This is a genomic window from Mesorhizobium sp. B2-3-6 (genome assembly GCF_006442305.1).
GTDB lineage: Bacteria > Pseudomonadota > Alphaproteobacteria > Rhizobiales > Rhizobiaceae > Mesorhizobium.
This window is the reverse complement of sequence record NZ_VFVW01000006.1, coordinates 173,104-194,233: the sequence shown is the minus strand read 5'-3', so window position 1 is coordinate 194,233 and position 21,130 is coordinate 173,104. Positions and strand designations below refer to the sequence as shown.

Here is a 21,130-nt window from a genome sequence, read left to right as displayed (position 1 = left end):
GCCTCTCAAGGGTGGTCTCTCCTTGTTTTCATGTTCAACATCCTATTCCGTTCAACAGATGGAGATCCCAAGATGACCATACGTGGCGCAGCGACAGCCGCAAGCGAGGAGCGGATCGCCCACACCCGCAACCGTCTGGTGCTTGAGCAGGCGAGGGCGGTCGGCCTGCTTGGCGCGGCCAAGAACACCCGCCTTTCCGGCAGGGTGTCGTCGGAATTGATCGAGGCGGCAGAGAAGCGCGCCCATGTGAGCTCAGACACCGAACTGCTTGAGCTCGCCTTGTCGCGGCTGGCGCTCGAGGATGATTTCGGCGCCCGGCTCGTCGGCCGCAAGGGCAGCATCTCCGCGGACATCGATCTTGGCATTTGATCTAGGCGGCGCACTGCGGTCCCTAAAACCTCAGCGGCGCAGCGCTGGGCTGGAACGGCGACCGGATTCCGCCCTGTCCTGGGCAGGTGACCAGTCGCCCGTCGGCGGCGTATTGCTCCTCGACACCAGCGTCTATCTGGATGTCCTGCAGGGACGCACGCCCGAAGCGGTCGATAACCTTCTGACCTATCGGCTCTGTCACCACTCGGCCGTCTGCCTTGCCGAGCTCAGCCATGTGTTCGGCCGGCTCGATCCGGCGCACCCGACGACAAAGTCGGTCCCGGGAGCCGTTGCAGATACGATTGAGGATATTCCGGCGCACCGGCTGCATGCACCCGACGCCAACGCTTGGGAACGCGCCGGCATGCTGGCCGGCCTGTTGTTCCGGCTGAACCATCTGCCGAAAGGGGAGGGGCATGAGCGCCGCTTCCTCAACGATGCGCTGATCTTTCACCAGGCCGGTATGCTTGGGGCGACGGTCCTGACCGGCAATGTTGGCGATTTCGATTACCTCAGCCAGCTTGTTCCGTCGGTGCGGGTGATCTTCTACCGGGCAGCGCCAGGTTTGCGCCCGCAGGCGTAAAAGCGTCAGTGGGATGCACCAGCGCTATCGTTAGCCGTTCCAGGAAAGACCGTCGCGCTGTGGGATGGTCCGGAGGGTCGCTGGGCGTGAATTTTGGGCTTCTGCTCGACGAAAACGGCCATTCGTCCTTGTAGCCCACTAACGAACGATAATGCAACATTATCATTCGTTTGATATGTGCGACAAGTGCGGCGGTTATGTGCAAATAGATTGCTAAAAGCGCCGCCGTGATTCATCGTGCTTGCGATGATTCTGCGACCCAAACCCTCTCTGTCTCGCCATGGCGTGCTCGGCGGCGCCCCTTCGATCGCACCGATGGCAACGGTGCCGGCTTGGTTGCGCCGGGCCATCCCCGATGCGCAAAGCGGTGCAGGAAAAGATATTGAGGACGTGGCGCTCGTTGCCGGCGCCGCCATCGGCGCACTCGATGCGGTGGTTCGGCGGCAGGAGCGGTGGGCCGGCGCCTGGCGGCAGCGGCTGGCAATTTCGGCGGCCGCGGCAACGGCAAAGCAGGCCGGCCGCGTCGAGGACGAAGCGGCCTTGCGCGATGCCGTATTGCTCACAAGACCGGGCGACAACGTCGGTCCCGCCGGCCTTTTCCTTCTTGCTTGGCGGCGGCTGGCATCTCGGCCAGCGCACGATCTGCTGACGGAGAAAAATGTCGAGGCGGTGCTGGAAGATCTAGGTCTCACGCTCAACGATGAGGCGGTCAGCGACCTGACGGACGATCTGCGACAGCTTGCCGCCAACACCGGCACGGTCGAAACGCTGGTCGGAGTCTTCGCGGTCGCGGAGCGTTACGGCTTCCGGCGCGTTCTCGGAGCCTGGCTTGCCGATGTCTTGCTCGCGCAGCGGCTAGGCTGGACACATGCAATCCCTTTGTTGGGCGCCGAAGTGACCTTAGTTGTGGGTACGGGCCGGGCGCGTCGACCAGTGACTGCCGCTCTGGCTGCCGGCGCCGAAACGGAAGCCGATTGGGCCAAAAGCCTGCTGGCCGCGCAGGCGCGCGCTGCGCTGCGCGCCATTGATCTTTTCGCCGAACTCGAGCGCCGCGCGGAACGGCTGCTTGCGGTTGCGCCGAAACTCAGGGCCAAGGCGGCGGACGTCGTCGTGGAAAAGCTGCTCTCTGACGACTCGATCGTCGCCTCGGAACAAATCGCCGGCATGAGCGATCGCGGCCTGCGCCGCCTGTTTGACCGGCTGGTCGAGCTCGGTGCCGTGCGTGAATTGTCCGGCCGCGCCACCTTCCGCATCTACGGGCTGTGAAGACAATGGCGGAGAGTGCACGTAGGCGAGGAGGGAGCCGGCTAGATGACCGTCGATCAGCTGACCAGCTGTTTGACCGGGAGCTGGATCACCTGCCGCCGGAAGCGCGCTGGCGCGAATGGATGAACCGCGTCGAGGCCACGATCTTTGCGGCCAGCGAGCCAGTCGACCGCGAAATGCTCGCCCGCATCGTCGGGAAAAGCTGCAGCATTGATCTTCTCATCGACGACATCCGCGAGGAGCTGCGCGGCCGCCCTTACGATCTGGTTTCGGTCGCCGGCGGCTGGAAACATTTGACCCGGCCTGCCTATGCAGACGCCATCCGCGCTGCTGTAGGTGGAAGTGGGAAGACGGCCGACCTTACGCAGTCGGAGGTTTTGGTGCTGATGTGCATCGGCTACTTCCAGCCGATTACCCGCGCCGAACTGTCGTCGTTCTTCGGCAAGGAGATCAGTCGCGATTTTATTGGTCATCTGCGCGGTGCCGGCCTGATCGCTTCCGGTCCGCGCAGCCCAACGCCGGGCGCGCCCTACACCTACGTGACGACAAAAGAATTCCTGCTGGAGTTCGGGCTCGACACGCTGCGCGACCTGCCGGATTTCGAAGCCCTCGAAGACGCGGGGCTGTTGTCGAAGGAGAAGCTGCTGGCGGGCGACATCATGCCGGAATTTTCAATCCAGCAAAACTCCAACGGCGAGATCGAAGATTAAATGCCCGCTAGCTATTAGCATCCACGCAGATGGTGGATGGTGCTCGCTCCAAGCGTGAGAAATCGTTGACGGGCGAAAGCGGTTAGGAGTTGGATAGCTGCGCAGGGGGAAGAGCCATGCCGCTCAATCTACGTATCGGGATACTTGTCGTCGGATCGCTCGATTGGGAGAGCAAAAGCTACGGCGGGCATTTTGTCGGAAAGCCGGATCAAGTTCGCATGAAGTGGCGGGAGACACGCCTAAAAGCAGACAAGCGGTCGATCCAATACGTTCGTGTCCCGATCCGGTATGGCCGGCGGTCCTCTAGTCGTGGCAACACCTATACGATGGTTTTCTCGCCTGAGCTTGGTCCACGACTTGGTATTGGCAAAATCTTCCGCTGTCGCAATCCTGCCAACGGCATCGACGATTTGGTGCAGGAGGCCAAAGAACTCTGGAGAGCGGAGCAGCCAAATGGCAACGACGTAATCTCCGCAGGCTGGGGATGTGTCGCGATCCTGACGTCGCCCGGCTTTCTCGACCACGAGGACGCTGCGGATCGAACGAAGCTGCTGGAAGATTGGGCTGCCTTTACGGAAAAGCAAAGCCGTTACGCTGATTTCGCATTTTCCGCCGCCGACCGCGCCGCCGCCGGGGATAGGCCTGTGATTGAAAATGGCCGCCTCAACATCCCTTGGCCGAACTTCAGAAACAACTGGCCGCTCTCGCTGGACGTGGTTCTGCTGACAGCGACCAAACCGAAAATTATGCTGAAGGGAGCATACTGCACCGCGCAAGAGATCGCCGACGCTTGGAAAAAGAACAAGAAGGAAGATTACTATTTTCGCAACAATTTGCTTGCCGGAATTCGAACGGCAGACGATGAGGAAATCAAAACGTATCTAGACGGCTGAAGTGTTGCCGTAGTGCCTTAGGGTCGCATCGCGTCATAGGTTTTGCCAAGGTGCCTTGCGCTGCTGGCTGGACCAACCCAAGCGCCCCATCGTGAGAGAAGGGAGACGCAGTCAGCAAGCATGATCGGAAGAGCTTGCTTGGTCCCGACATGAGGATCGCATCCTCGATGCCGGGTGCTCCTTTTCGAAGTGAGCCTAGTGCACCGTCGAGCCAATCAGGTCCCATGCCGCGGCCAAGGTGATAATTTCGCGATCCAGTGCTGAATAGATTTTGCTTGCACAACCTGATCGTAAGCGAGCTGCAAAGCCGCCAATCGCCTTCGGGGAGTTCGCTTTAGCTCTCAGCTTCCCCGATGTGACTAACGCCGCGGCTAGGCCACGTCGGACGGGGGGACACCCGCCATCAGATCTCTCAAAAGGGGAGCAAGGGTTGGGAGGGGACAACCAAAGATAATACGGCGGCTAGGAAGCCAGGCGCTTTGCAGAGCGACAACCCAGTAGCGAACCCTCTTTTCGCCCTCGATGCGAAACCCAAATATCGGCCCGCCGCTCATGCCAACGACACTGGAGATCTGCAAGCCGTCATCGATCTCTCCAACAAATCGCGGGTAGGTGGTCTGGCGCGTGCCAGGCGGGAGCGTCTCATGTCGCAACACGCGAAACATGGTAGGCGAGACTGCGCCGTTTCCCGAAGCGTCAATCGCGGGCGATGTGAATTCCTGAGGCAGACCCAGCATCGCGTAGCCATCAAAGCAAACTCGGTGCTGGTGAATCCACCGCTCCTCATCGAGTGCTACTGTTCCGTTCTTCGCCAGAAGGTTGGTATAGTAGGGACGCAGAGGAATGGCACCAAAATCGAGCCCCTGTTCATCGTCATCGACGATGTAGAATGGCTCGTTTCTCACATCGAACGGAATTGGATTGTCTGTGACACGGCCTTGAGCGAACGTGTCAGCCAGAACGACATCGATGACTTCGATCCTGTCATCGGCGAGTTTATCCTTGAGATCGGCCAGAACGTGTCCTGCGGTGACGAAGCAGGTGGAGCCTGCGATGTCGATCAGCGTGCCATTGTATGCCGCAAAAGAGAGCGCTTCCTGTTTGGAAGCGCTTACTAAACGATAGGTCACGCAGATCGCCACGAGATGACGGCCGAAAAACTGCAGGCCGTCGCTTTCGCCCCACTCCCGGGTATCGCTGGTCTGATCCATCTGCCGGCTTGAATCCTTCAAGCGTAGCAACCTGCACGATTGGACCTGGCTAGGCAACCTTTGCGGCACACGCGCATCTTGCCTGCAGCGACAGTGCCGCGCGCCAAGCAAGCCCAGCGGCGCGGTCGTCCGCCTCAGGGAATCGATATGGTGGATGTTCTCGTTGCAGCTAATAGGGCCGTGTGGGTCGCAAGGTATCGGTGGGAAGAAAATGCCCGCGGACCCAACGCACCAAATAGTCGACGAGAAACGGTAGATCTTGCACATGCCGTTGAATCGTACGCAGCAACGCAACGTAGTCCGATCGCCCTTTGATCAAGTGCTCGAGCAACAATCCGGTCGCAGCCTGCCGGAATGGGTAAGTAGAACCATCCGACCAGAGGTCACGAAGACACTGTAGCGCCGCCAGCACGTGGGATTTTGGCTCCGCGCCTCGCCCACCTATGACCTCGCACAAAGTCCGGTACAAATATCCCGGTGCCTGGCCTTCGGCGGCGTCGAGTCGAAATGCGCGAGCCAGAGCAATGCCCGAAACTCCAATGTATGTATGGCCGCTATCTACCAAGTCAGCTGACCAGCGAATGAACGTGTCGAAGTCAATATGGCCGTGTTCGGCCGCGACCCCGAACACTTGATGAAGCCATGCACTACGGCTCCATCCCATAATGTGCGCAAACTCCCTGATAGGCCGATCGTCGCTGATCAATAGATGCTTGTTCTGGATGGCCAAGGCTACGCTGTCGAAGAAGTCGCTCTTCCCACCCTGCAAGAATTCAATCAATTCCTTGGGCAGTTCGTCGGTCAGAAGCAACGGACAAACGTGGGCATTGGTTTCGACCCACGCTATCGCCTTGTCGATATCTTCGAGCCAGGTCTTGACGATCTCCGGAGCGACTTCCGTCGCAGCGATCCGTCCGTTGTCGTATTGAGCCGTCTTGAGGCCGTCTTTGAGAGAAAATTGAATTTGTTCACGACGGGCAAGCAACCGGTCAGATACGCTCTGAGGCAGATGAATTCGACCACACGTTGCCTCGATAGTCTCGAGAGCCCTCAACCGCCAGCCTGTCCAGAATGCCAAGAGATCCAGCGTGCATCCCTGGATCGCGTTCTCACGGACGGCGATTGCGGCGGTATCTCGTTCAGCCTCGTTGCCGATCGCGACTTTCAGCGGCACTCCCTGGGACGCCAGCCCAGCTGCGACCTCGATCGTGTCGACGCCGATGCGATGCGCGAGCATAGCAAGTGGCCACGGTCCGTTCGTGTAGGTTTCCTGCTCCTGCTTGACCCAGTCAAATCTTTGCTTCAACTCGGCGATCAGGTCATTGAGTCCGTCGGGTCGCTCAATATCGATTGACACCTTCCGAAACCCAAATATTTCGGGAAAGCGGCCCTCATGATGCTCCATCACGTAGTGAAGTCGGGCGACGTACTTGTGGCGAAGCGCTATAATCTGGCCCGGCCTGCCAGATGGATCCAGGAACCGATCACCGCTTGAAAGTCCTATGAGTGCTCGGACGAGCGGATGGTCAGGCTCCCAGGATTCATTGTCGAGTCGACGGAGATCGGGATCCGGCTCGACCACCAGAAAGAGCCGCTCGCCGTCGTCGTAGCTGAGGTCCACCGCAACGTCAGATGCAACGACTCTAGCATTCCACGATCGATCTTCGTTGTCGGTACGGCCTTCCTCGATGACGAGCGCCGAAAGCGTCATCCATGCCTGCGATCGATCGCGGTTCTCGAGAAAGAGGCGATACGCAAGAGCCGCCGCCCTATCGAGGTAGCCAAAGTGGCCAAGCAAGCTTGCAATTCGAAAGCGATCCTTAAGGCGTCGGTATCGAAGAAATTCCAGGGGGTGATCGAGTTCGGCGACGATCTCCGTCGATTGATTCTGACGGAGCAGGATTTCAATTCTCAGAAGGCGCGCGTCCGCATCCGAAGCATCGAGACTCAAAATCCTTTCGACGGACGCACGCGCCGTAGAGAGGTCGCCAACGTTCCACGCGTGAGTTGCGGTTGCCCAAAGTACGTCGGGTGTGTCGCGCACGATTGGTGCTGCACGCTGGAGCGCATTCCGAAAAGCCTCATCCCGACGGGCCGCGGCGAGGCACTGCAGATACATCGTAGTCAGGGGACCGGGACGGTTCAGGTCGACAGCGCTGTCCAAGAGTGCGGCAGCTTCCTCCGGCAAGTCGTTGTGGCGAAGCTGGTCGGCGACTTGATATCGCGTGACGACATCAACCGTGTCGGGCAAGCCCTCCACAATTTTTCGCAGGCGAGTCGTGATCTCATCATTACCAACGCCGGTTTTCTTGTCACAGCGGATAAGGAGCAACTCAGCCTCGACTTTATCCGTGCCCAGCTGTCGAAGGGCTTCCACCGCCTCCCGCACCCTTCTTTCGTCATCGAGAACAAGCGCGAGTTCGCCGATGAGATGCCATCGTGAGCTTGCCAAGGCAGGGCTCAGCTCGTCCGGATCAATAGCCAACACCCGACCCAATGCTCCCGAGGGGTCATCGAGTGCGACTAGGTCAGCGGCGAGAAACTGGTTCTCGGGATCACGATCGCCTTCCAGCGTCGCCAAGGCATCCTTCGGTCTGCTCTGGCCAATCAGAGATAACGCGAGAAGACGTCGCAGCTGAGGCTCGCCGTGAACGACGGCGGCTGCGCGCTTAAGCAGTGTCTCGCATTCCGCGGGCCGATCCCCCAGCCGCAGGAGGACGCCAGCGTTGTTCAGATAGGCAACAAGATCATGTCGATCGGCAAAGCCGATTTCCAGCATATGTTCCGCAACTGCCTTCATATCGTTGGCCGCGGTGTTGAGTTCATCGGGACTGATCGGGCTACGGGCTCCCGGAACGGTGGCGCCGGATGTCACGACTATAGAGAGCGTTGCAACGGCCCCAATTCGCTTGAATTCCGCGACCTCGGGATGCTTTCGTGCAAGCTGACGATTTCGCTCTGCCCAATCGGAGACGTTTCGACGGCTGTAAAATTCTGCCAGACCGAGATCCGCATGAGTGCTATCGACGAGATCCGGCGGGATGAGCGAATGTGGGTCGCCGGCGAAATCTGATCGCGCCGCTGCTTGGAGTAGATAACCTATCGCATGATCGGCACGCGGCGTACCGGCCAAAGCCTTTTGCGCAAGATCCATGGCCTCGGAATATCGTCCCTGAATCGTCCGGGCCAAGGCGAGATTGGCATTGGCATTCGGATCATCAGGGCGGATCGAATGCGCCGTTTCGAACCGCCGTGCCGCGTCCGGCTCCCGGCCCAGATCGAGAGCCGCCGCGCCCAGGTTGGTTTCAATCCGAAAGCGGGCCCACGGCTTCTTGTCCAGGACCTCCTTCTCTAGCAGCCCAAGAAGTGCCTTCTCCGCAATAAGCGGCTGATCCTCTCCCAATAGATCGCGAAATGTATCGATGCGGGCATGCAACGCCGGATCCTCGCTGGAGAGACTGCTATTCGATGAGCTATCTGTCGGTAAGGAAACAAATCCCATTTGCCGAAGCTGTTCGCCGACTTGCAAGGCAATCTGTCCCGCCAAGTCGCCTGGAGCGCGGTCTCCCGGTAATGGCTGCTGTGGGGCAGACGTGGATACCGAAGCCGGGAAGAAAAAGGCGTACGCCCGCTCATGGAGGGCGATCAGGACCTGGAGCGCTCCCCAACCATAGAGTGAAACCGTCAGGTCGTGGCCCTCTTCCCGCAGGGCTTTCTCAACGGCAACCGCTGCATCGGTCGCATGGGTATCGTCTTCCGCGGTTGTGGCAAAAATGATCTCCTTCAGTGCTGCCTCGAGTTGCAGCGCCGCCCGGCAATCGGAGAGGATTTTCGCCTGCTTGAGCGGCTTTGTGACCCTTCGGCATTGGACGCCGACATAGTGGTTGGGATCGCCATTGCGACGTCCGATTACATCGATTCCGCGCTGATCCTGCCCGCCGCGGCCGTACTCAACGGTGTTCGGGTCGTTCAGCTCATCGCGAAACAAGATCACACACCCGCGCTGCAGCGCCTGCCAATCCTTAGGTTTTGGGATTTCGTGGGCAAGTCGCGTTGATAGCGGCACACTCTGGTCAGATGGTTGCCGGAAGACGCGGCTGGGGAGGTCAACAAGTACCTCGTTGCTGTTTCCCGATTTGCCCTGGTCGCCCGTTTCAGCCATCAGAAGCTGACGCCTACGATCTTTACGCCGATCCGGTCGGCGAGTTCGAGCAACTCGGAATAGATGTCAGAGTTGCCGGTCAAATCGAGCGACGCGCCGGACTGCACCAACATGTTTGCCGGAATTCGGTCGCCAAACAGCATCACCGCGAGAGCCCGGTCGTCCTGCCGAGAAATCCAGCAAAGTCCCTGGATATCTGGGCATTGTGCGTGAATGGCTTCAGCCCAGGGGCGTGTTGCAGGATATCGGTCCTTCTCAGTGTCAATAATCTGGCTGCGCTTGATGCCGAGTTTCCGCAACGCGGTGACGCTCAAATCAGCTAGGACCAAATCCCTCCGTGGCACCACCTGCGAATAGACTTGATCGGCTAGTTTCACCTTGTCGTAAGTCTTCAGGCCTGCGGTGAATGGCACATCGTGGAAGACGGTTTCCATGGCCGCACAGTCGAAGGTCGTACCGCCATAGAGAGTTGGGACACTTGCCCCATTTGCACGCTTTATCGGGCTGAATCGGGCGTTGCCTTTAAAGCCTGGATTGAATTCCGCGCCGGCATAGAGATTCAAATGTATGCGATGGATAGTTTGGTCCGCTGGCCATATCGCTCGCGTTATGTTGTCGTGCAAATCGTTCGATGGGACGGGAACTGGTGTTGTCAGGGGTCCCCGTCCAATCTTTGATTTAGCCATGGAGTGCGCCTACCAACTCATCCTCGGCCGCCGCAAGAACGCGCTCGGGTTGCGCAGCGAGCACATCTTGCGGACGCTTGCCTCCGAGGAAGCTATTAACGGATGCAAACCAATAGGCGAGCCCCCAGTCATCCTTCTTCCCGTGTAAGACGCTCAGAATTTTAGCGAGCGTTTTCATCGGCCGATATCCGGTGGCGGAATCCAGAGCGTAGCCAGGGAAATAGTCTATACCCCGATGCCGAACGGCAAAGATCTGACCCTCTTTCTTCCACTTGTTTGGCTGTGCACTTGGGTTGCTTGTGCTGAACCCAGCCATCTTAGCGATTTGGGGAGCGGTTAGCCAATCGCCGCTTTCCAGCACGGCCTTTCTTGCCTCGGCCGCCATCCGCGCCTCGACAAGCATATGCTGTGGGGGCGGAACCTGAGGGACCAGGGCCTCAATTATCGAGTTGATTGCCTCACGCTGGCGACGCATCAGGATGGTTCGAACCAACGGCGCAATGCTGACGACCGTGTCGGCTAGCGCCCGAACTGCGGGTTCGCTCCCATGCTCGAACGTTAGTGCGATGACCTGCTCCGCTGTCAGCCGATCAAGTTGGTCGCCAACCTGCTTAGGCGTTCCGGTGAGTGCGCCAAATCCCGATAGTTCGATGGTGTCATTAGAAAGTGCCATGATATCCAACTCCGTTGGTTTGGTGAGGGTGATTACATATATAGCATGATAACCGATCTCATCAAGAGTGTCGACTTGAACTCTGGGCTGCCGCTTCATCCGGGCGGTCGGCCTTTCGGGTGATCGGGTGCGCCGCCAAAATTTATCCTGGGCTCACTGCCTTCCGATTCGTCTCGTTATGGCCGCACGTGATATGTTCGTGGTATGTTCGGCACGCATCAGGTAGAGTGTCGGGCAGCGACCTACGGTATCAAGCTAGAATGGTGCGCACGGAAAAAGCCCGATTACGACCGAGCGATTGCGCGGTTTGCGTGTTCGGACGCCGAAGCCGACACCTGGCTGGAGGGTTTTGCCGACGACACCTACCAAGCCAAAGAGCTGCGGTCGACGCGGACGCGGCCGATCACACCATCGAAGAACCCGGCGAGCAGTACTTCAACGCTGCCAAGGATGAAGGCCGTCGTGAAGCTTCGTCGGGGAGGCGGCCGCAAAATATCGGAATTTCGCCCCCGGAAAATCCGACAGGCTGCCGCTGAACGACGTCCCGCAGTGTTTCGTCGTCATAAACTGATTGTACTGCCACAACACCACACGGTCGCCTCCCACTGCACGGCACAAGCCACAAGCGCGCTGTTCCTAGGTAAATTCCAGCAAATTTAGATGGAACTTATCGTGAACATACACTAACACTGCTTAAGTCGTCGGAATTTTTTTGAGGGAAATCATGGCTCGGACTTGGAATCGTGATCGTGCTGCGAAACGCATTCAAACTAGGCTGAGTGAAGTCCGCCTCGAGGACATTGAGATCCGTAAATACGTTCGCGACATAAACCTCGACAACCTTCCGCGCACGGTAGCTTATCGCGTGGATGGCGTGCATTTGTATGCCGATATCGTCAATCTCGATGATATGTTGAACGTAACGACCGTGGAGGGTGAAACCTGCCACAAACGGACCTTGCGTTTTCTTAACCTCCATTATCGCGCGGTGCATCGAATTCTGCAGGAAGTCGACGCGCTTTTCGTTGATTTTCACAATCAGCGCTTACATTCAGTGGTCACCAAGCCGTACGACACTGAAGACGGGCGTATCCATCGCGCCGTGGCAATTGGTCAGTTGATCATTGATGTCCTGAAGCGAACAGGTGAGGACGCCGACCACCCTGCGGCGAAGGTTCGAGTGGGTATCGACAGTGGGAAGGCCGTTGCCGTCAGCAATGGCCGTCGCGGCCACCGCGAACCACTTTTTTTGGGTGAACCCGCCAACCATGCAGCCAAGCGGGCTGGGGGAGGGAAAGCTACCGGGATTTATCTGACGAACCTCGCGCGCAAAGTGATTGGATTGAAGGACGTCGACAATCCAGACGTCAATCCGCTTTCGGCGTCGGAAATCGAAACATCGCAAAAATCAGCCAATCTGAGCGTGACAGCAGATCAGATCGTCTCTGAGTGGAAGACTGACTTGACCAACAACCCAATTGGTTCTTTCAGCTTCAGCGGTCACACGCCGCCGTACAGCACTCTCGATATTGAAACGCTGTCGGTCCGGAATTCGCGCCGGCAAGATGCCGCGACAGTTTACGGCGACATCGACAACTTCACCAACTACGTCAGCGCAAACATTGGCGACGACAGTGGTGCAAAGCACGTCGTGCGCGCTCTTCATGTCATTCGCAGCGAGCTCGATGCCGTTCTTCACAAAGACTTTTCAGGCCGGAAGGTTCGTTTCATCGGCGATTGTGTGCATGGCCTTCTAGTCGAGGGCACTGCTCAGACTACCGATAGCGAGACGACGATCAGCAATATGGTGCTCTGCGCCGGTGGGATGCGAAGCAGTTTCGACCTGGCAATCGAGAAACTGCAAGATGACGGCACTGATGCGACAGACCTTGGGCTTGCTGTTGGGTTCGAATTCGGACCGATGACAGTCACGAGACTCGGGGTAAAAGGCGCGCTTGTCCGGTGTTCTGTAAGCCGGGGAGTCATACAGGCGGAACGGGAGCAGCATCGTTGCGGAGAACATGAAACCGCTATCGGGCAGAATGCTTATGACAAAGGCAATGATGCAGTTCGCGGTATTTTTGGTTCGAGGCGGAAGCGCGCCAATTTGGACTACGATGTAGCCGTTACCGAGTTGTCGTCCAAGGGCGACAAGGTCGCCAAAGCAGCGGCGGCCTTTGCAACCGCCGGCTTACTGAAACCAGCGTCGGCTCCCGCAAGTCCCTACAGTTTTCAGAATCGCCCGACCGGACCAGCCAAGAAAGACGGCTTTTCTTGATCTGGTATTTTCAGAACGCGGATCGATCGCGGCACGAGCGGCTCGCCATCGAAGCGCTCGTTGGGGAAGTCCAATGGTTACGCCCGCTCGATTGGCGAATCGATGAACATCTTCGTTTGGTTTGGGACGCCGACATCTTGATCGGAGAACGCATATTTCCGATTTATCTTCGATATCCCAACCATTTTCCTCATTCACCGCCGCTCGTGATGCAACGAGGCGATACGTCTAGATGGTCCAGCCACCAGTGGGGAGCTGGCGGTGAGTTATGTCTTGAAATTGGCGCCGACAACTGGAACTCGGATTTTACAGGCGCAGATATGGTTCGAAGTGCCTATAGTCTGCTTGAAATGGAGGTGGAGCGAATACCAAGCTCCGAAATTCCATCTCGGCATCAGACGACCCTCGGCCAGGACCTTCGTTGGACGGTGAGCCGGCTTGCAGCGACGACATCTTTGCTGGAATTTGCCGCCACTCAAGACGTGCCCCTGGAAGGGAAGGTCGACTGCATAGTACACGACGAAGCCGTCATATATTACGCTTCACTTTTTGCTCGGAATGGTGCCGAAGTCTGGCGTGACGCGTCAATCCCAAAGCCCCTCCGAGCGGAATCCTTCAACATCGACGGGGTTCTAATTCCATGGCCGTCGGCAACGAGCCTTCCAACCATTGCGACAGTTAAAGACTTTCGCGCTGACTTGGCTGCCCAATGGTTCCCGCTGGATGATAATAGAAGGGTTGTCCTGCTTATGCAGGGCAAAGCGCTTCACGCCTTTCGGATGTATGGAGACTCCGTTTCCAAGGTGACCATCGTCGGTCCCGAGCTAGTCGTGGATCGACTGGGCGAGGACCATCGCTCTCTCTTGGAAAGGAAGGTGGCTATCGTAGGCTGCGGATCACTCGGTAGCAAGGTTGCAGCGAGCCTTGCCAGATCTGGCGTTGGGAATTTTCTTCTAGTCGATGATGACGTTCTTATGCCCGGTAACTTCGTGCGGCATGATCTCGATTGGCGGGATATCGTGACACACAAAGCAGACGGCGTTGCACGTCGCGTCCAGTTAGTGAATCCGATGGCCCAAACTGACATTCGTCGACAGCGGCTTGGCGGACAGGAGTCGAGCGGTAGTCTCGAAGGGCTCATCGAAGTCATCTCGCAGTGCGACCTTATTGTTGACGCGACATCTAGCGCAGAGGCGTTCAACTATCTGTGCGCCGCCGCCGAAAGTGGTGCGAAGCCAATGATATGGGCGGAAATTCACGGCGGGGGTATCGGCGGCCTGATCGCTCGTCATCGGCCAGGCATTGAGCCCGGCCCAGCACTGATGCGGCGAGTGATCGAAAATTGGTGCGCCGAGAAGGGACTCGTGGTTGAGCGCCCCGAAAGGTCATATGAGGATCGAAATGTAGGCATTCCTTGGGTCGCAGATGATGCAGATGTGTCTGTTATCGCAGCTCACGCCTCGCGATTCGCGATCGACCTGTTGATCCCTCGCTCGCCATCCATTTTTCCACACTCAGTATATTTCATCGGGCTTGCGGAAGGATGGCTGTACAGTGAGCCGTTCCATACGGAACCTGTTGACGTCGGACTGGCCTCTCAGGTTATTGCGGAGCAGAACATTCTCGACGAAGCCGACGTAGCTGCCGAACGGGCACGTATTATCCAAATACTTGGGAGATCATTTGGTCAAACTCCTCCTGCCGGATGATATAGCGTCGCGGCTCAATATCGCGCTGGCGAAAGCTAGACGCCAGGAGATCGGTGGTCTTATCGTCGGCGAGCACGTGACGGACGAAACGTTTCGGATTGTCGATATTTCAATCCAGACGAGCCATGGCACTCCCACACATTTCGAACGCGATCCTGTATTGCACGCGGAATTCCTGCGAGAATTTTTCGAGCGAACAGGCAGAGATTTTGAGCGGTACAATTATCTGGGTGAATGGCACTCGCATCCGAGCTTCGACCCGATCCCAAGTGCCGACGATGTCAGGACGATGCGATCGATTGTAAGCGACCCGAAAGTAGGCGTGAATTTCGCTGTCCTGTTGATTGTCCGTCGTACCGGCTCCACGAGGCTCGCCCTATCGGCGACCGCATTTTCCCAATTACTTCCTCCTGAGTCGGTGACCGTCGTCGGTGATGTTGGCACCGCAGCAAGGAAGAGGAGCCTCATGGAAGCCAGTCTGGATTGGCTCAGGAATTTGGTGTCTTAACGCCGAGTTGCCGCACGATTTTTCGGATTTGCGTGCAAACCGGTCCAAGGCGTGACGCCAGCGTGCTGGGATCGCCCGTTGCGAAAGACGCTGGCGTCAGACCATGGAGGTCCGACGGAAGGTTTATCCCCGTTTGGCGCGGATATACTAGGATACTGCGACGCCGACCAAGGCGTCCCATGAACATGCCAAGCTCAAAGAGCACGTTGTCTCGGATGGCAGAATTGCGAGCGCCTCGGCTGGTTTCGACGATGTCCTCGAATAGTGCGACCGCTACACCGAAATCGCTTTCGGCCACGGCTAGTTCCAGAGATTCAAGCGGATAGCCGCCCGCCCAGAAGACGCCGTTCGGCCACACGGTTGCAAGTACGTCATGCTGGAGACCGGTCTGGATTTCATTCGCAACGTCGAGCCCCTCCACAGACGACATTATAAACATCCTCGGCTTCTCGTTGGGGGTCGTCATGAGTCGATTGCGATCGAATAGCCGCCGCGACAACTCTTGGGCTACGGATTTCCAGATCAAACCCGGAAACTTGTCAGCCAAAGCCGAGAATTCTGCCCCCGACATCTTTATCGCTACGACCGTATCTTCAGCGAACACTGAGGCGGACCGCCGCTGGGAAGGCTCTATCGCGGCCATCTCGCCGACGTGCGCACCGGCCTTTAGAGTTCGCACCTCTTGACCTTTGACCACTACAGAGACGCCGCCGGCGACAAGAAAGAACACGTCGTTGTCCTCACCGCCTTCGGCAATGAGCGTATCCGCGGCCTTGTATTCTACGAGCTCGCCAGCCGTCGCGATTGCCTCAGCGACCGCTGCGTCACCACTGTCAAACTGCCGCTTCAGACTAGCGATAAGCGCCGAACTGTTGCCGCCTTCAAACCGCTCTTTCATATTCCCTCCCGGCAATGCATTTGTCTGAATCCTATGTATGTATTTGCTGGGCCTACAGGAAATGTTCGCGAGGGTACGAGGCTATGGAGTGGCCGGAGACGGCCAAATTATGAGCCGCGTGGTCCTAGGTTGCCAAAACTAGTGCCGACTGCTGAAGATTCTACGAGAATCTAGACGAAGCGCCGTTCCGGTAGATTGCCGATCTTCACTCGATGGTCCAACGCTCCCGTTGAGACGAGGTAGCCCATAATGCCGTCCTTTGATTTGATGAATGCCAACGTAGACTGCCCACTCGGGAACGTAATTTGTCCGGACGCGATCTCCAGCGCTGCGCTTTCTCCGGCGTAGTAATGGAACGTAATTGGGCGCTCCGTAACCTCAATCTCCAGTGCGTAAGTGCATGTGATATCCTTCACTTGGAAGCGCTGGCCCAGAGCGTCGATGACGTACAGTCCGTCCATCGGAGCAACGATTTGACTGTTGAGGGTCTGGCGGGTCGGATTGCGGGCCTCCGGGGGCAATTTGTCCATGATGAGGGATTGAATACCCTCGCCGGGGTAGGGCAAGCCGTCAGACGTATAGACTGCGGATGGATTCGTGACCTTTCGCCCGTTTTCCACCACGCCAACGCAGGCCCCGATCGCGGTGAAGTTGTAGAATTGGCCGACGATGGTGACGGTGCCAATCCATTCAAAGGATTCCGCCTCGGCCAAGTCCATGCATGTCAGGTTCAGTGCCTTTGCCTTGGTGCGGGCGGTGCGTGTAAAGCCGTTCGCAGCAACAACGATTCCGCGATGGATTCCAGTCTTTTCACACTTCTTAGCGAAGGCCTCAATCTGAGGAACTCCCACCTTTCGCCCTTGGTCCCTGCATTCAATGGCCGTCAGGTTGGGCCCGTGATGAGTACGACGGATAATCACCACGTCATGTTCGCGAAGCCGCCCGGTGTCCTTGTCGGGTAACCGTAAGGAGGAATCCACCGTCACGCCGTCATGGTGCGCGAACATACGCTCCAGGGTGGCAACGAAATTATGGAATCGCTGACCAGGTCGTTCATGAGAGGCGGTTTCTTTCACGGCGCAAATAGTACCACCATGGTGTCAGCGTTGCATCCCGTCTAAGACTTTGGGCTGGAGTTTATCCGCGACGATTGGCGAAGAACGTGTTTCTGGCCCATGGGGTCAGTCGGAGGAACGAGTGTCTGTCGGCGACGGTGCGACGCACCGAAGCTTGGCCGAGAATGAAGTCAACACGGGTTGAGGCTGACCGAGCGCCGTCGCCTTCAGGGTTGCGGGGATCCTTGCTGCGACTTTGGCTTGTTCGGCGAGCGTTGCGGGCGCCTCATGGGCTTCTCAGTAATAACTATGATTGAAGAGGTCGAGACCCCAGAGGAACATGTCTGAGTCAAGCGACGGCCCTGATCCCACGTCAGGGAGCATCGCAACATTTCGATGAATGGAAACGGGGGTTGTTCCTGGTTTGTGCTCAAAAAGCCGCATAAATGGCAGTCTGGTGCGACGTCCGGAATTATTGAGCATTTCACGGGGTAACCAGTCCGGAATTATGGGTTGCTGGCGGGCGGGCGATTGAAAACAGGAGAGTTTTCTGGCTGAGGGTAGGGGTTTCCGATCAAAGATCGAGTTTACTAATGGCCTCAATGACAGTTAATTCTGGATTGGCATTAAGCGATTGGATTTGCGTAGAATATAGCCGCCCTTATTGGTAAACCCGCTCACGGTCGACAACGGATTGGTCGACCCAAGACGACAGGATTGGTAAAACCTGAGCACCGAGGTTCAGCTCTATACTTCCTCCCCAATCGCTTGAGACTTGAGCCAGATGGCGTCAGTATCTCAGCGTTGGCGCTTGCGCACGACGGCGACGGCCTGATTAATTCCGGACAGCGACAGATAATTCTGGACGGCACACCATGCGGAGGCACTTCGCTTTGCGGTCCCAAACCATCACTTCTCAACCAAGCTGTTGCTCTGGCTACAAGGGCTGTGAGGTGCGGACCTGTGATTTGTCAAATGCAGGAATCCCTCGCTATTACTTGTCCCCGATGTGCAAGGAAGGCCTGCTCGTGAAGGTCGGTAAGGGCGGTATCGCGCCGCAGTGGTCGATGCGCCTGCTGTTTCAAGGGCCTCACGCATCTTGTCGACACTGCTGACCCGAGCATCCTGGCCGGCCTCAAAACGATTACCGTAGTCCCTTCACTCCGGCCGCCTTGACTAGGCCGAGAGTGCTTCTAAGCGCGTCATGCGCTTGCGATCTACATCGCTTTGGGGTCATGTCCTTCGACCCGAATGCAAAGCTTGCCGCGCCATATTCGTCCTTGACGCCACAGCTCATGAACGAGCGACGCCAAATGCAGGAGCAGACGCCTCAGAGTTTGGCCAGCGTAGCCAGCATCGCGATAGTCCGCAATGTAGTTGTCGACGTGAGGGAGTGAGGCCGCAGCCTCCACCTCGTGGCCCTTACGCTGCAGTTTCTTGACGGTGCGTGCTCTTATATAACGTGAGCCGCCAATGACCACAATTTTCATGTTGCGTCTCCTTGCCAGCATTGAAACCAAACATGCTCGCCGTCGTGCGTGCCGTTCCCGGTCAGCGTTTCGCCACTATCCTTTGCCGAGATCGTGAGGAAGTCGTGCCCGGAAGCCATTCGTTTCGTCTGGAGGTCTATCGCCTCGCGCTGGAAGGAAGCGCCGGCCTCCTCAAGCGCGATGTGGTCAGCCGAACTGCAGGCGAAGGAACTGTAGTAGAGTTTCACGATCTTTCTCTTGTCTGAATGCAGATGACGTTCCGCAAATGGAGGGGCACGAGCCCGTTCGGCCACTTGGCGCCGGTCGTTCCGGATAGCGCGTTGGAAGGCTCGCACTTGGCAGGAAAGACGGCTACGGTGCAGACAGGTAGGTATGCCTATGCCGAGGTGTGAGCGCGCCGAGACAATTGTTCTTTGATTGCCGCGCGCGCCAAGCCTGGCGTGAGAAATGGTCGCCGGAAGAGCCAAGACCGCCTGTCGCCGCATGGCGTTCTCGGTTATCAGGCCAATCCTTCGCTGAGGAAATAATAAGCGAAAGTATCGGGCGCACACACTGTTGGCACAATGACTGATATCCCGCCTCGGCCCCCATGGTGCCACTTGAGCAAAGAGATGACCACGGCCGCAGACATGCCTGCTCGATTGCCGCCGGCGCGATGAAGCACTTTCCAGCAACAGAGACCTTCATCATGAGCAATCCTGGCGAACCCGAAAGACGGCCCGCCGAGCTGGTGTTACCTGTTGAAGACCTTGCTACGGTCGAGGTCGATTTCTCTTCGCTGGTGCCCGGCACATCTGTGGTCGCGCAATGGCGCGGCAACCGGCGTGAGCATCGTCAGCGCTTGGCGCAGCACCTATCACGGCTCGCGAATTCACACTGCATCCTAGTGCGGCCATGCCAAAGCCGCGTCCTATGAAGCCTACTGGCCCTGGAGCTCGAACCAGCGAATTGATGTCCGGTGGCGTTCCCGGCTTCCCCCAGTAGGTTAGTGGGCGCCGCCGGCTGCTATATGACCCGGCTTCTTTAGCAACAGGACGGCCGACAACGCGATTATTAAGCTAACGCCAAGCAGGAAGAAGGTGTCGTTGAAGGCCATGACGAAGGCCTGCTGGCGTACCCTCAGCGCGATCGCAGCAATCGCTTTTTGTGCAGCGAGCGCCTGGTCGTTGATACCATGCGAATGGAAATAGGCGGTGAGCCGCACAATGCGGACGCGCGTTGCCTCTTGAAACAGGGATACCGATTGTACCAGCACGTTCGAATGGTACTGCTCGCGCTTGGTGAGGAAGGTTTGCAGCAGCGCGATGCCGACGGCGCCGCCGAGGTTGCGGGTCATATTGAACAGGGCCGAGGCAGAGCCGGCATTTTCCGTCTCGATGCCTGACGTGGCTATTGCCGAAAGCGGCGCCAATATAAGGGCTTGGCCGATGGCGCGCACGATGTTCGGCCAGAACAGCTGGTCGCCGGCATATGCTCCGCTCATGTGGACGTTCATGAAGTTGGATGCGGCAAACAGGGCGAAGCCGATCGCGATGACGAGACGGATGTCGAAGCGCTGCATAAGGCCAGGTACAAGCGGGATCACGACAAGCTGCGGCAGGCCGGTCCAGGCGAGCACCATGCCGATCTGCTCGGCATTGTAGCCCTGAATGCGGGCGAGATAGACGGGTACGATGAAGACCGATCCGTAGAGCGCGACACCAAGCAGGAAGTTGGCGAGGACGCCGAAGCCGAAGTTGCGGCGTACCAGCAGTCTGAGGTTCAGCAGCGGATGGCTCGAAGTCAGCTCGATCCAGACGAACAGGGTCAGCGACACCGCGGCGACGATTGCCAGCCGCGCGATAAAGGGCGAGCCGAACCAGTCGTCTTTGTTGCCTTCCTCAAGTATGGTCTGCAGGGCCGCCAGTCCGATGGCCATGGTGACAATGCCCGGCCAGTCGCCTTTGGCGAGCAGGCCAAGCCGCATCGGTTGGCCGTCGAGCGAAAACCACAGCATGCCGACCATCAGCGCGCCCGGCACCAGGTTGACGTAGAAGATGTATTGCCAGCCCCAGTTCTCGGTGAGATAGCCGCCGATGGTCGGGCCTATCGCTGGCGCGAAGGTGGCCGACAGCGCGAACAGGGCCAGGCCGATCGGCTGCTTGGCTTTCGGCAACATCGTGATGACAATGGTGAAGGCGAGCGGGATGAGCACGCCGCCGGTAAAACCCTGGATCGCTCGTAGGACAATCATCTGACCTAGATTGGCGGCGAAGGCGCAGGCGACCGAAAAGACGAGGAACAGCACCGCGTTGGTGATCAGATAGATCCGCAGCGAGAAGACCTGAGACAGCCAGCCGGTCAGCGGGATCACCACAATCTCCGCTATGAGGTAGGACGTCGAGATCCAGCCACCGTCATCGATGCCAGCCCCAATCGCCCCCTGGATGTCGGCAAGCGAGGCATTGACGATCTGAATATTGAGCACGGCCATGAATGCTCCGAGAGCAGAGCCGACCACCGCCACCCAGACCCGCAGCGAATTGGCGGCACCAGCAGATCCGGCCGCGTTCTGGACGTCGCCGGCCGACGTCGGAAGCGAGGAGACGGCGGTTTTCATTGCTGCAACTCCTCAAGCGCCAGTAAGAACGGCGCCAGTG

Annotated in this window: 18 protein-coding genes; 10 read left to right on the top strand and 8 right to left on the bottom strand. The window is 57.9% G+C overall.

The features are described from left to right. Positions 1-72 precede the first annotated feature (72 nt). The 5 genes from FJ953_RS18940 to FJ953_RS18920 all read left to right on the top strand — a co-directional run bounded on the left by FJ953_RS18940 (position 73) and on the right by FJ953_RS18920 (position 3,821). Complete coding sequence (locus FJ953_RS18940) at positions 73-369, top strand: hypothetical protein (protein ID WP_140523092.1); 297 nt, start codon at positions 73-75, stop codon at positions 367-369. Further along, positions 359-952 carry a type II toxin-antitoxin system VapC family toxin gene (locus FJ953_RS18935; protein ID WP_140523095.1) on the top strand — a complete coding sequence of 198 codons (594 nt, stop codon included), beginning with the start codon at positions 359-361 and terminating at the stop codon, positions 950-952. Before FJ953_RS18940 ends, FJ953_RS18935 begins: the two co-directional genes overlap by 11 nt. A 246-nt stretch (positions 953-1,198) precedes the next feature. Continuing rightward, positions 1,199-2,218 carry a DUF1403 family protein gene (locus FJ953_RS18930; RefSeq protein WP_140523097.1) on the top strand — a complete coding sequence of 340 codons (1,020 nt, stop codon included), beginning with the start codon at positions 1,199-1,201 and terminating at the stop codon, positions 2,216-2,218. A 5-nt stretch (positions 2,219-2,223) separates the two neighbouring features. Continuing rightward, a complete protein-coding gene (locus tag FJ953_RS18925; RefSeq protein ID WP_181165401.1) occupies positions 2,224-2,928 on the top strand; it encodes an SMC-Scp complex subunit ScpB in 705 nt (234 codons plus the stop codon). Positions 2,929-3,044: 116 nt separating this feature from the next. Beyond that, on the top strand, positions 3,045-3,821 hold the full coding sequence (locus FJ953_RS18920; RefSeq protein WP_140523100.1) for a hypothetical protein: 777 nt from the start codon (positions 3,045-3,047) through the stop codon (positions 3,819-3,821). A 371-nt stretch (positions 3,822-4,192) separates the two neighbouring features. On the opposite strand, the gene FJ953_RS18915 is transcribed toward FJ953_RS18920, so the two are convergent. The 4 genes from FJ953_RS18915 to FJ953_RS18900 form a co-directional block, all read right to left on the bottom strand. Further along, positions 4,193-5,032: a hypothetical protein gene (locus FJ953_RS18915; protein WP_140523103.1), complete on the bottom strand. Its 840-nt coding sequence runs from the start codon at positions 5,030-5,032 to the stop codon at positions 4,193-4,195. Between the two features lie 169 nt (positions 5,033-5,201). After that, a complete protein-coding gene (locus FJ953_RS18910) occupies positions 5,202-9,194 on the bottom strand; it encodes a tetratricopeptide repeat protein (RefSeq protein ID WP_140523105.1) in 3,993 nt (1,330 codons plus the stop codon). Beyond that, on the bottom strand, positions 9,194-9,880 hold the full coding sequence (locus FJ953_RS18905) for an RES family NAD+ phosphorylase (RefSeq protein ID WP_140523108.1): 687 nt from the start codon (positions 9,878-9,880) through the stop codon (positions 9,194-9,196). Before FJ953_RS18905 ends, FJ953_RS18910 begins: the two co-directional genes overlap by 1 nt. Then, complete coding sequence (locus tag FJ953_RS18900; RefSeq protein ID WP_224656323.1) at positions 9,873-10,652, bottom strand: hypothetical protein; 780 nt, start codon at positions 10,650-10,652, stop codon at positions 9,873-9,875. Before FJ953_RS18900 ends, FJ953_RS18905 begins: the two co-directional genes overlap by 8 nt. Positions 10,653-11,277: 625 nt before the next feature. Between FJ953_RS18900 and FJ953_RS18895 the strand changes: the two genes are divergently transcribed. The 3 genes from FJ953_RS18895 to FJ953_RS18885 are packed head-to-tail and all read left to right on the top strand — an operon-like array spanning position 11,278 to position 15,048. After that, positions 11,278-12,831 (top strand): adenylate/guanylate cyclase domain-containing protein, encoded by a 1,554-nt coding sequence (locus tag FJ953_RS18895; protein WP_224656322.1) that lies wholly within the window; start codon positions 11,278-11,280, stop codon positions 12,829-12,831. After that, the gene (locus tag FJ953_RS18890) at positions 12,828-14,540 is read left to right on the top strand and encodes a ThiF family adenylyltransferase (protein WP_140523110.1); all 1,713 of its coding nucleotides are present in this window, start codon (positions 12,828-12,830) and stop codon (positions 14,538-14,540) included. The genes FJ953_RS18895 and FJ953_RS18890 overlap by 4 nt, the downstream gene beginning before the upstream one ends. Continuing rightward, on the top strand, positions 14,515-15,048 hold the full coding sequence (locus tag FJ953_RS18885; protein ID WP_181165402.1) for a Mov34/MPN/PAD-1 family protein: 534 nt from the start codon (positions 14,515-14,517) through the stop codon (positions 15,046-15,048). Before FJ953_RS18890 ends, FJ953_RS18885 begins: the two co-directional genes overlap by 26 nt. On the opposite strand, the gene FJ953_RS18880 is transcribed toward FJ953_RS18885, so the two are convergent. Then, positions 15,029-15,946 (bottom strand): TIR domain-containing protein, encoded by a 918-nt coding sequence (locus tag FJ953_RS18880; protein WP_140523116.1) that lies wholly within the window; start codon positions 15,944-15,946, stop codon positions 15,029-15,031. The genes FJ953_RS18885 and FJ953_RS18880 overlap by 20 nt on opposite strands. 170 nt (positions 15,947-16,116) lie before the next feature. After that, positions 16,117-17,022 carry a restriction endonuclease gene (locus FJ953_RS18875; RefSeq protein WP_140523118.1) on the bottom strand — a complete coding sequence of 302 codons (906 nt, stop codon included), beginning with the start codon at positions 17,020-17,022 and terminating at the stop codon, positions 16,117-16,119. Positions 17,023-17,876: 854 nt separating this feature from the next. Between FJ953_RS18875 and FJ953_RS31180 the strand changes: the two genes are divergently transcribed. After that, on the top strand, positions 17,877-18,116 hold the full coding sequence (locus FJ953_RS31180; protein WP_347439601.1) for a type IV toxin-antitoxin system AbiEi family antitoxin domain-containing protein: 240 nt from the start codon (positions 17,877-17,879) through the stop codon (positions 18,114-18,116). Between the two features lie 102 nt (positions 18,117-18,218). Here the strand turns inward: FJ953_RS31180 and FJ953_RS18865 are convergent, their stop codons facing one another. After that, positions 18,219-18,491, bottom strand: a complete 273-nt coding sequence (locus tag FJ953_RS18865) for an SDR family oxidoreductase (RefSeq protein ID WP_140523121.1) — start codon at positions 18,489-18,491, stop codon at positions 18,219-18,221. 32 nt (positions 18,492-18,523) lie between these two features. Here FJ953_RS18865 and FJ953_RS30680 point away from each other — a divergent pair, with 32 nt between their 5' ends. Continuing rightward, on the top strand, positions 18,524-18,736 hold the full coding sequence (locus FJ953_RS30680) for a hypothetical protein (protein WP_140624922.1): 213 nt from the start codon (positions 18,524-18,526) through the stop codon (positions 18,734-18,736). Positions 18,737-19,476: 740 nt separating this feature from the next. Here the strand turns inward: FJ953_RS30680 and FJ953_RS18850 are convergent. Beyond that, on the bottom strand, positions 19,477-21,090 hold the full coding sequence (locus FJ953_RS18850; RefSeq protein WP_140624921.1) for an MDR family MFS transporter: 1,614 nt from the start codon (positions 21,088-21,090) through the stop codon (positions 19,477-19,479). Positions 21,091-21,130 lie beyond the last annotated feature (40 nt).

Bases quoted from the DNA above. Each gene is read 5' to 3' on its own strand.
- FJ953_RS18920 (WP_140523100.1), top strand. From the start codon at position 3,045: ATGCCGCTCAATCTACGTATCGGGATACTTGTCGTCGGATCGCTCGAT.
- FJ953_RS18940 (WP_140523092.1), top strand. From the start codon at position 73: ATGACCATACGTGGCGCAGCGACAGCCGCAAGCGAGGAGCGGATCGCC.
- FJ953_RS18925 (WP_181165401.1), top strand. From the start codon at position 2,224: ATGGCGGAGAGTGCACGTAGGCGAGGAGGGAGCCGGCTAGATGACCGT.
- FJ953_RS18850 (WP_140624921.1), bottom strand. From the start codon at position 21,090: ATGAAAACCGCCGTCTCCTCGCTTCCGACGTCGGCCGGCGACGTCCAG.
- FJ953_RS18915 (WP_140523103.1), bottom strand. From the start codon at position 5,032: ATGGATCAGACCAGCGATACCCGGGAGTGGGGCGAAAGCGACGGCCTG.
- FJ953_RS18905 (WP_140523108.1), bottom strand. From the start codon at position 9,880: ATGGCTAAATCAAAGATTGGACGGGGACCCCTGACAACACCAGTTCCC.
- FJ953_RS18880 (WP_140523116.1), bottom strand. From the start codon at position 15,946: ATGAAAGAGCGGTTTGAAGGCGGCAACAGTTCGGCGCTTATCGCTAGT.
- FJ953_RS18900 (WP_224656323.1), bottom strand. From the start codon at position 10,652: ATGAAGCGGCAGCCCAGAGTTCAAGTCGACACTCTTGATGAGATCGGT.
- FJ953_RS18930 (WP_140523097.1), top strand. From the start codon at position 1,199: ATGATTCTGCGACCCAAACCCTCTCTGTCTCGCCATGGCGTGCTCGGC.
- FJ953_RS18910 (WP_140523105.1), bottom strand. From the start codon at position 9,194: ATGGCTGAAACGGGCGACCAGGGCAAATCGGGAAACAGCAACGAGGTA.
- FJ953_RS18865 (WP_140523121.1), bottom strand. From the start codon at position 18,491: ATGAAAATTGTGGTCATTGGCGGCTCACGTTATATAAGAGCACGCACC.
- FJ953_RS18895 (WP_224656322.1), top strand. From the start codon at position 11,278: ATGGCTCGGACTTGGAATCGTGATCGTGCTGCGAAACGCATTCAAACT.
- FJ953_RS30680 (WP_140624922.1), top strand. From the start codon at position 18,524: ATGCTCGCCGTCGTGCGTGCCGTTCCCGGTCAGCGTTTCGCCACTATC.
- FJ953_RS31180 (WP_347439601.1), top strand. From the start codon at position 17,877: ATGCGGAGGCACTTCGCTTTGCGGTCCCAAACCATCACTTCTCAACCA.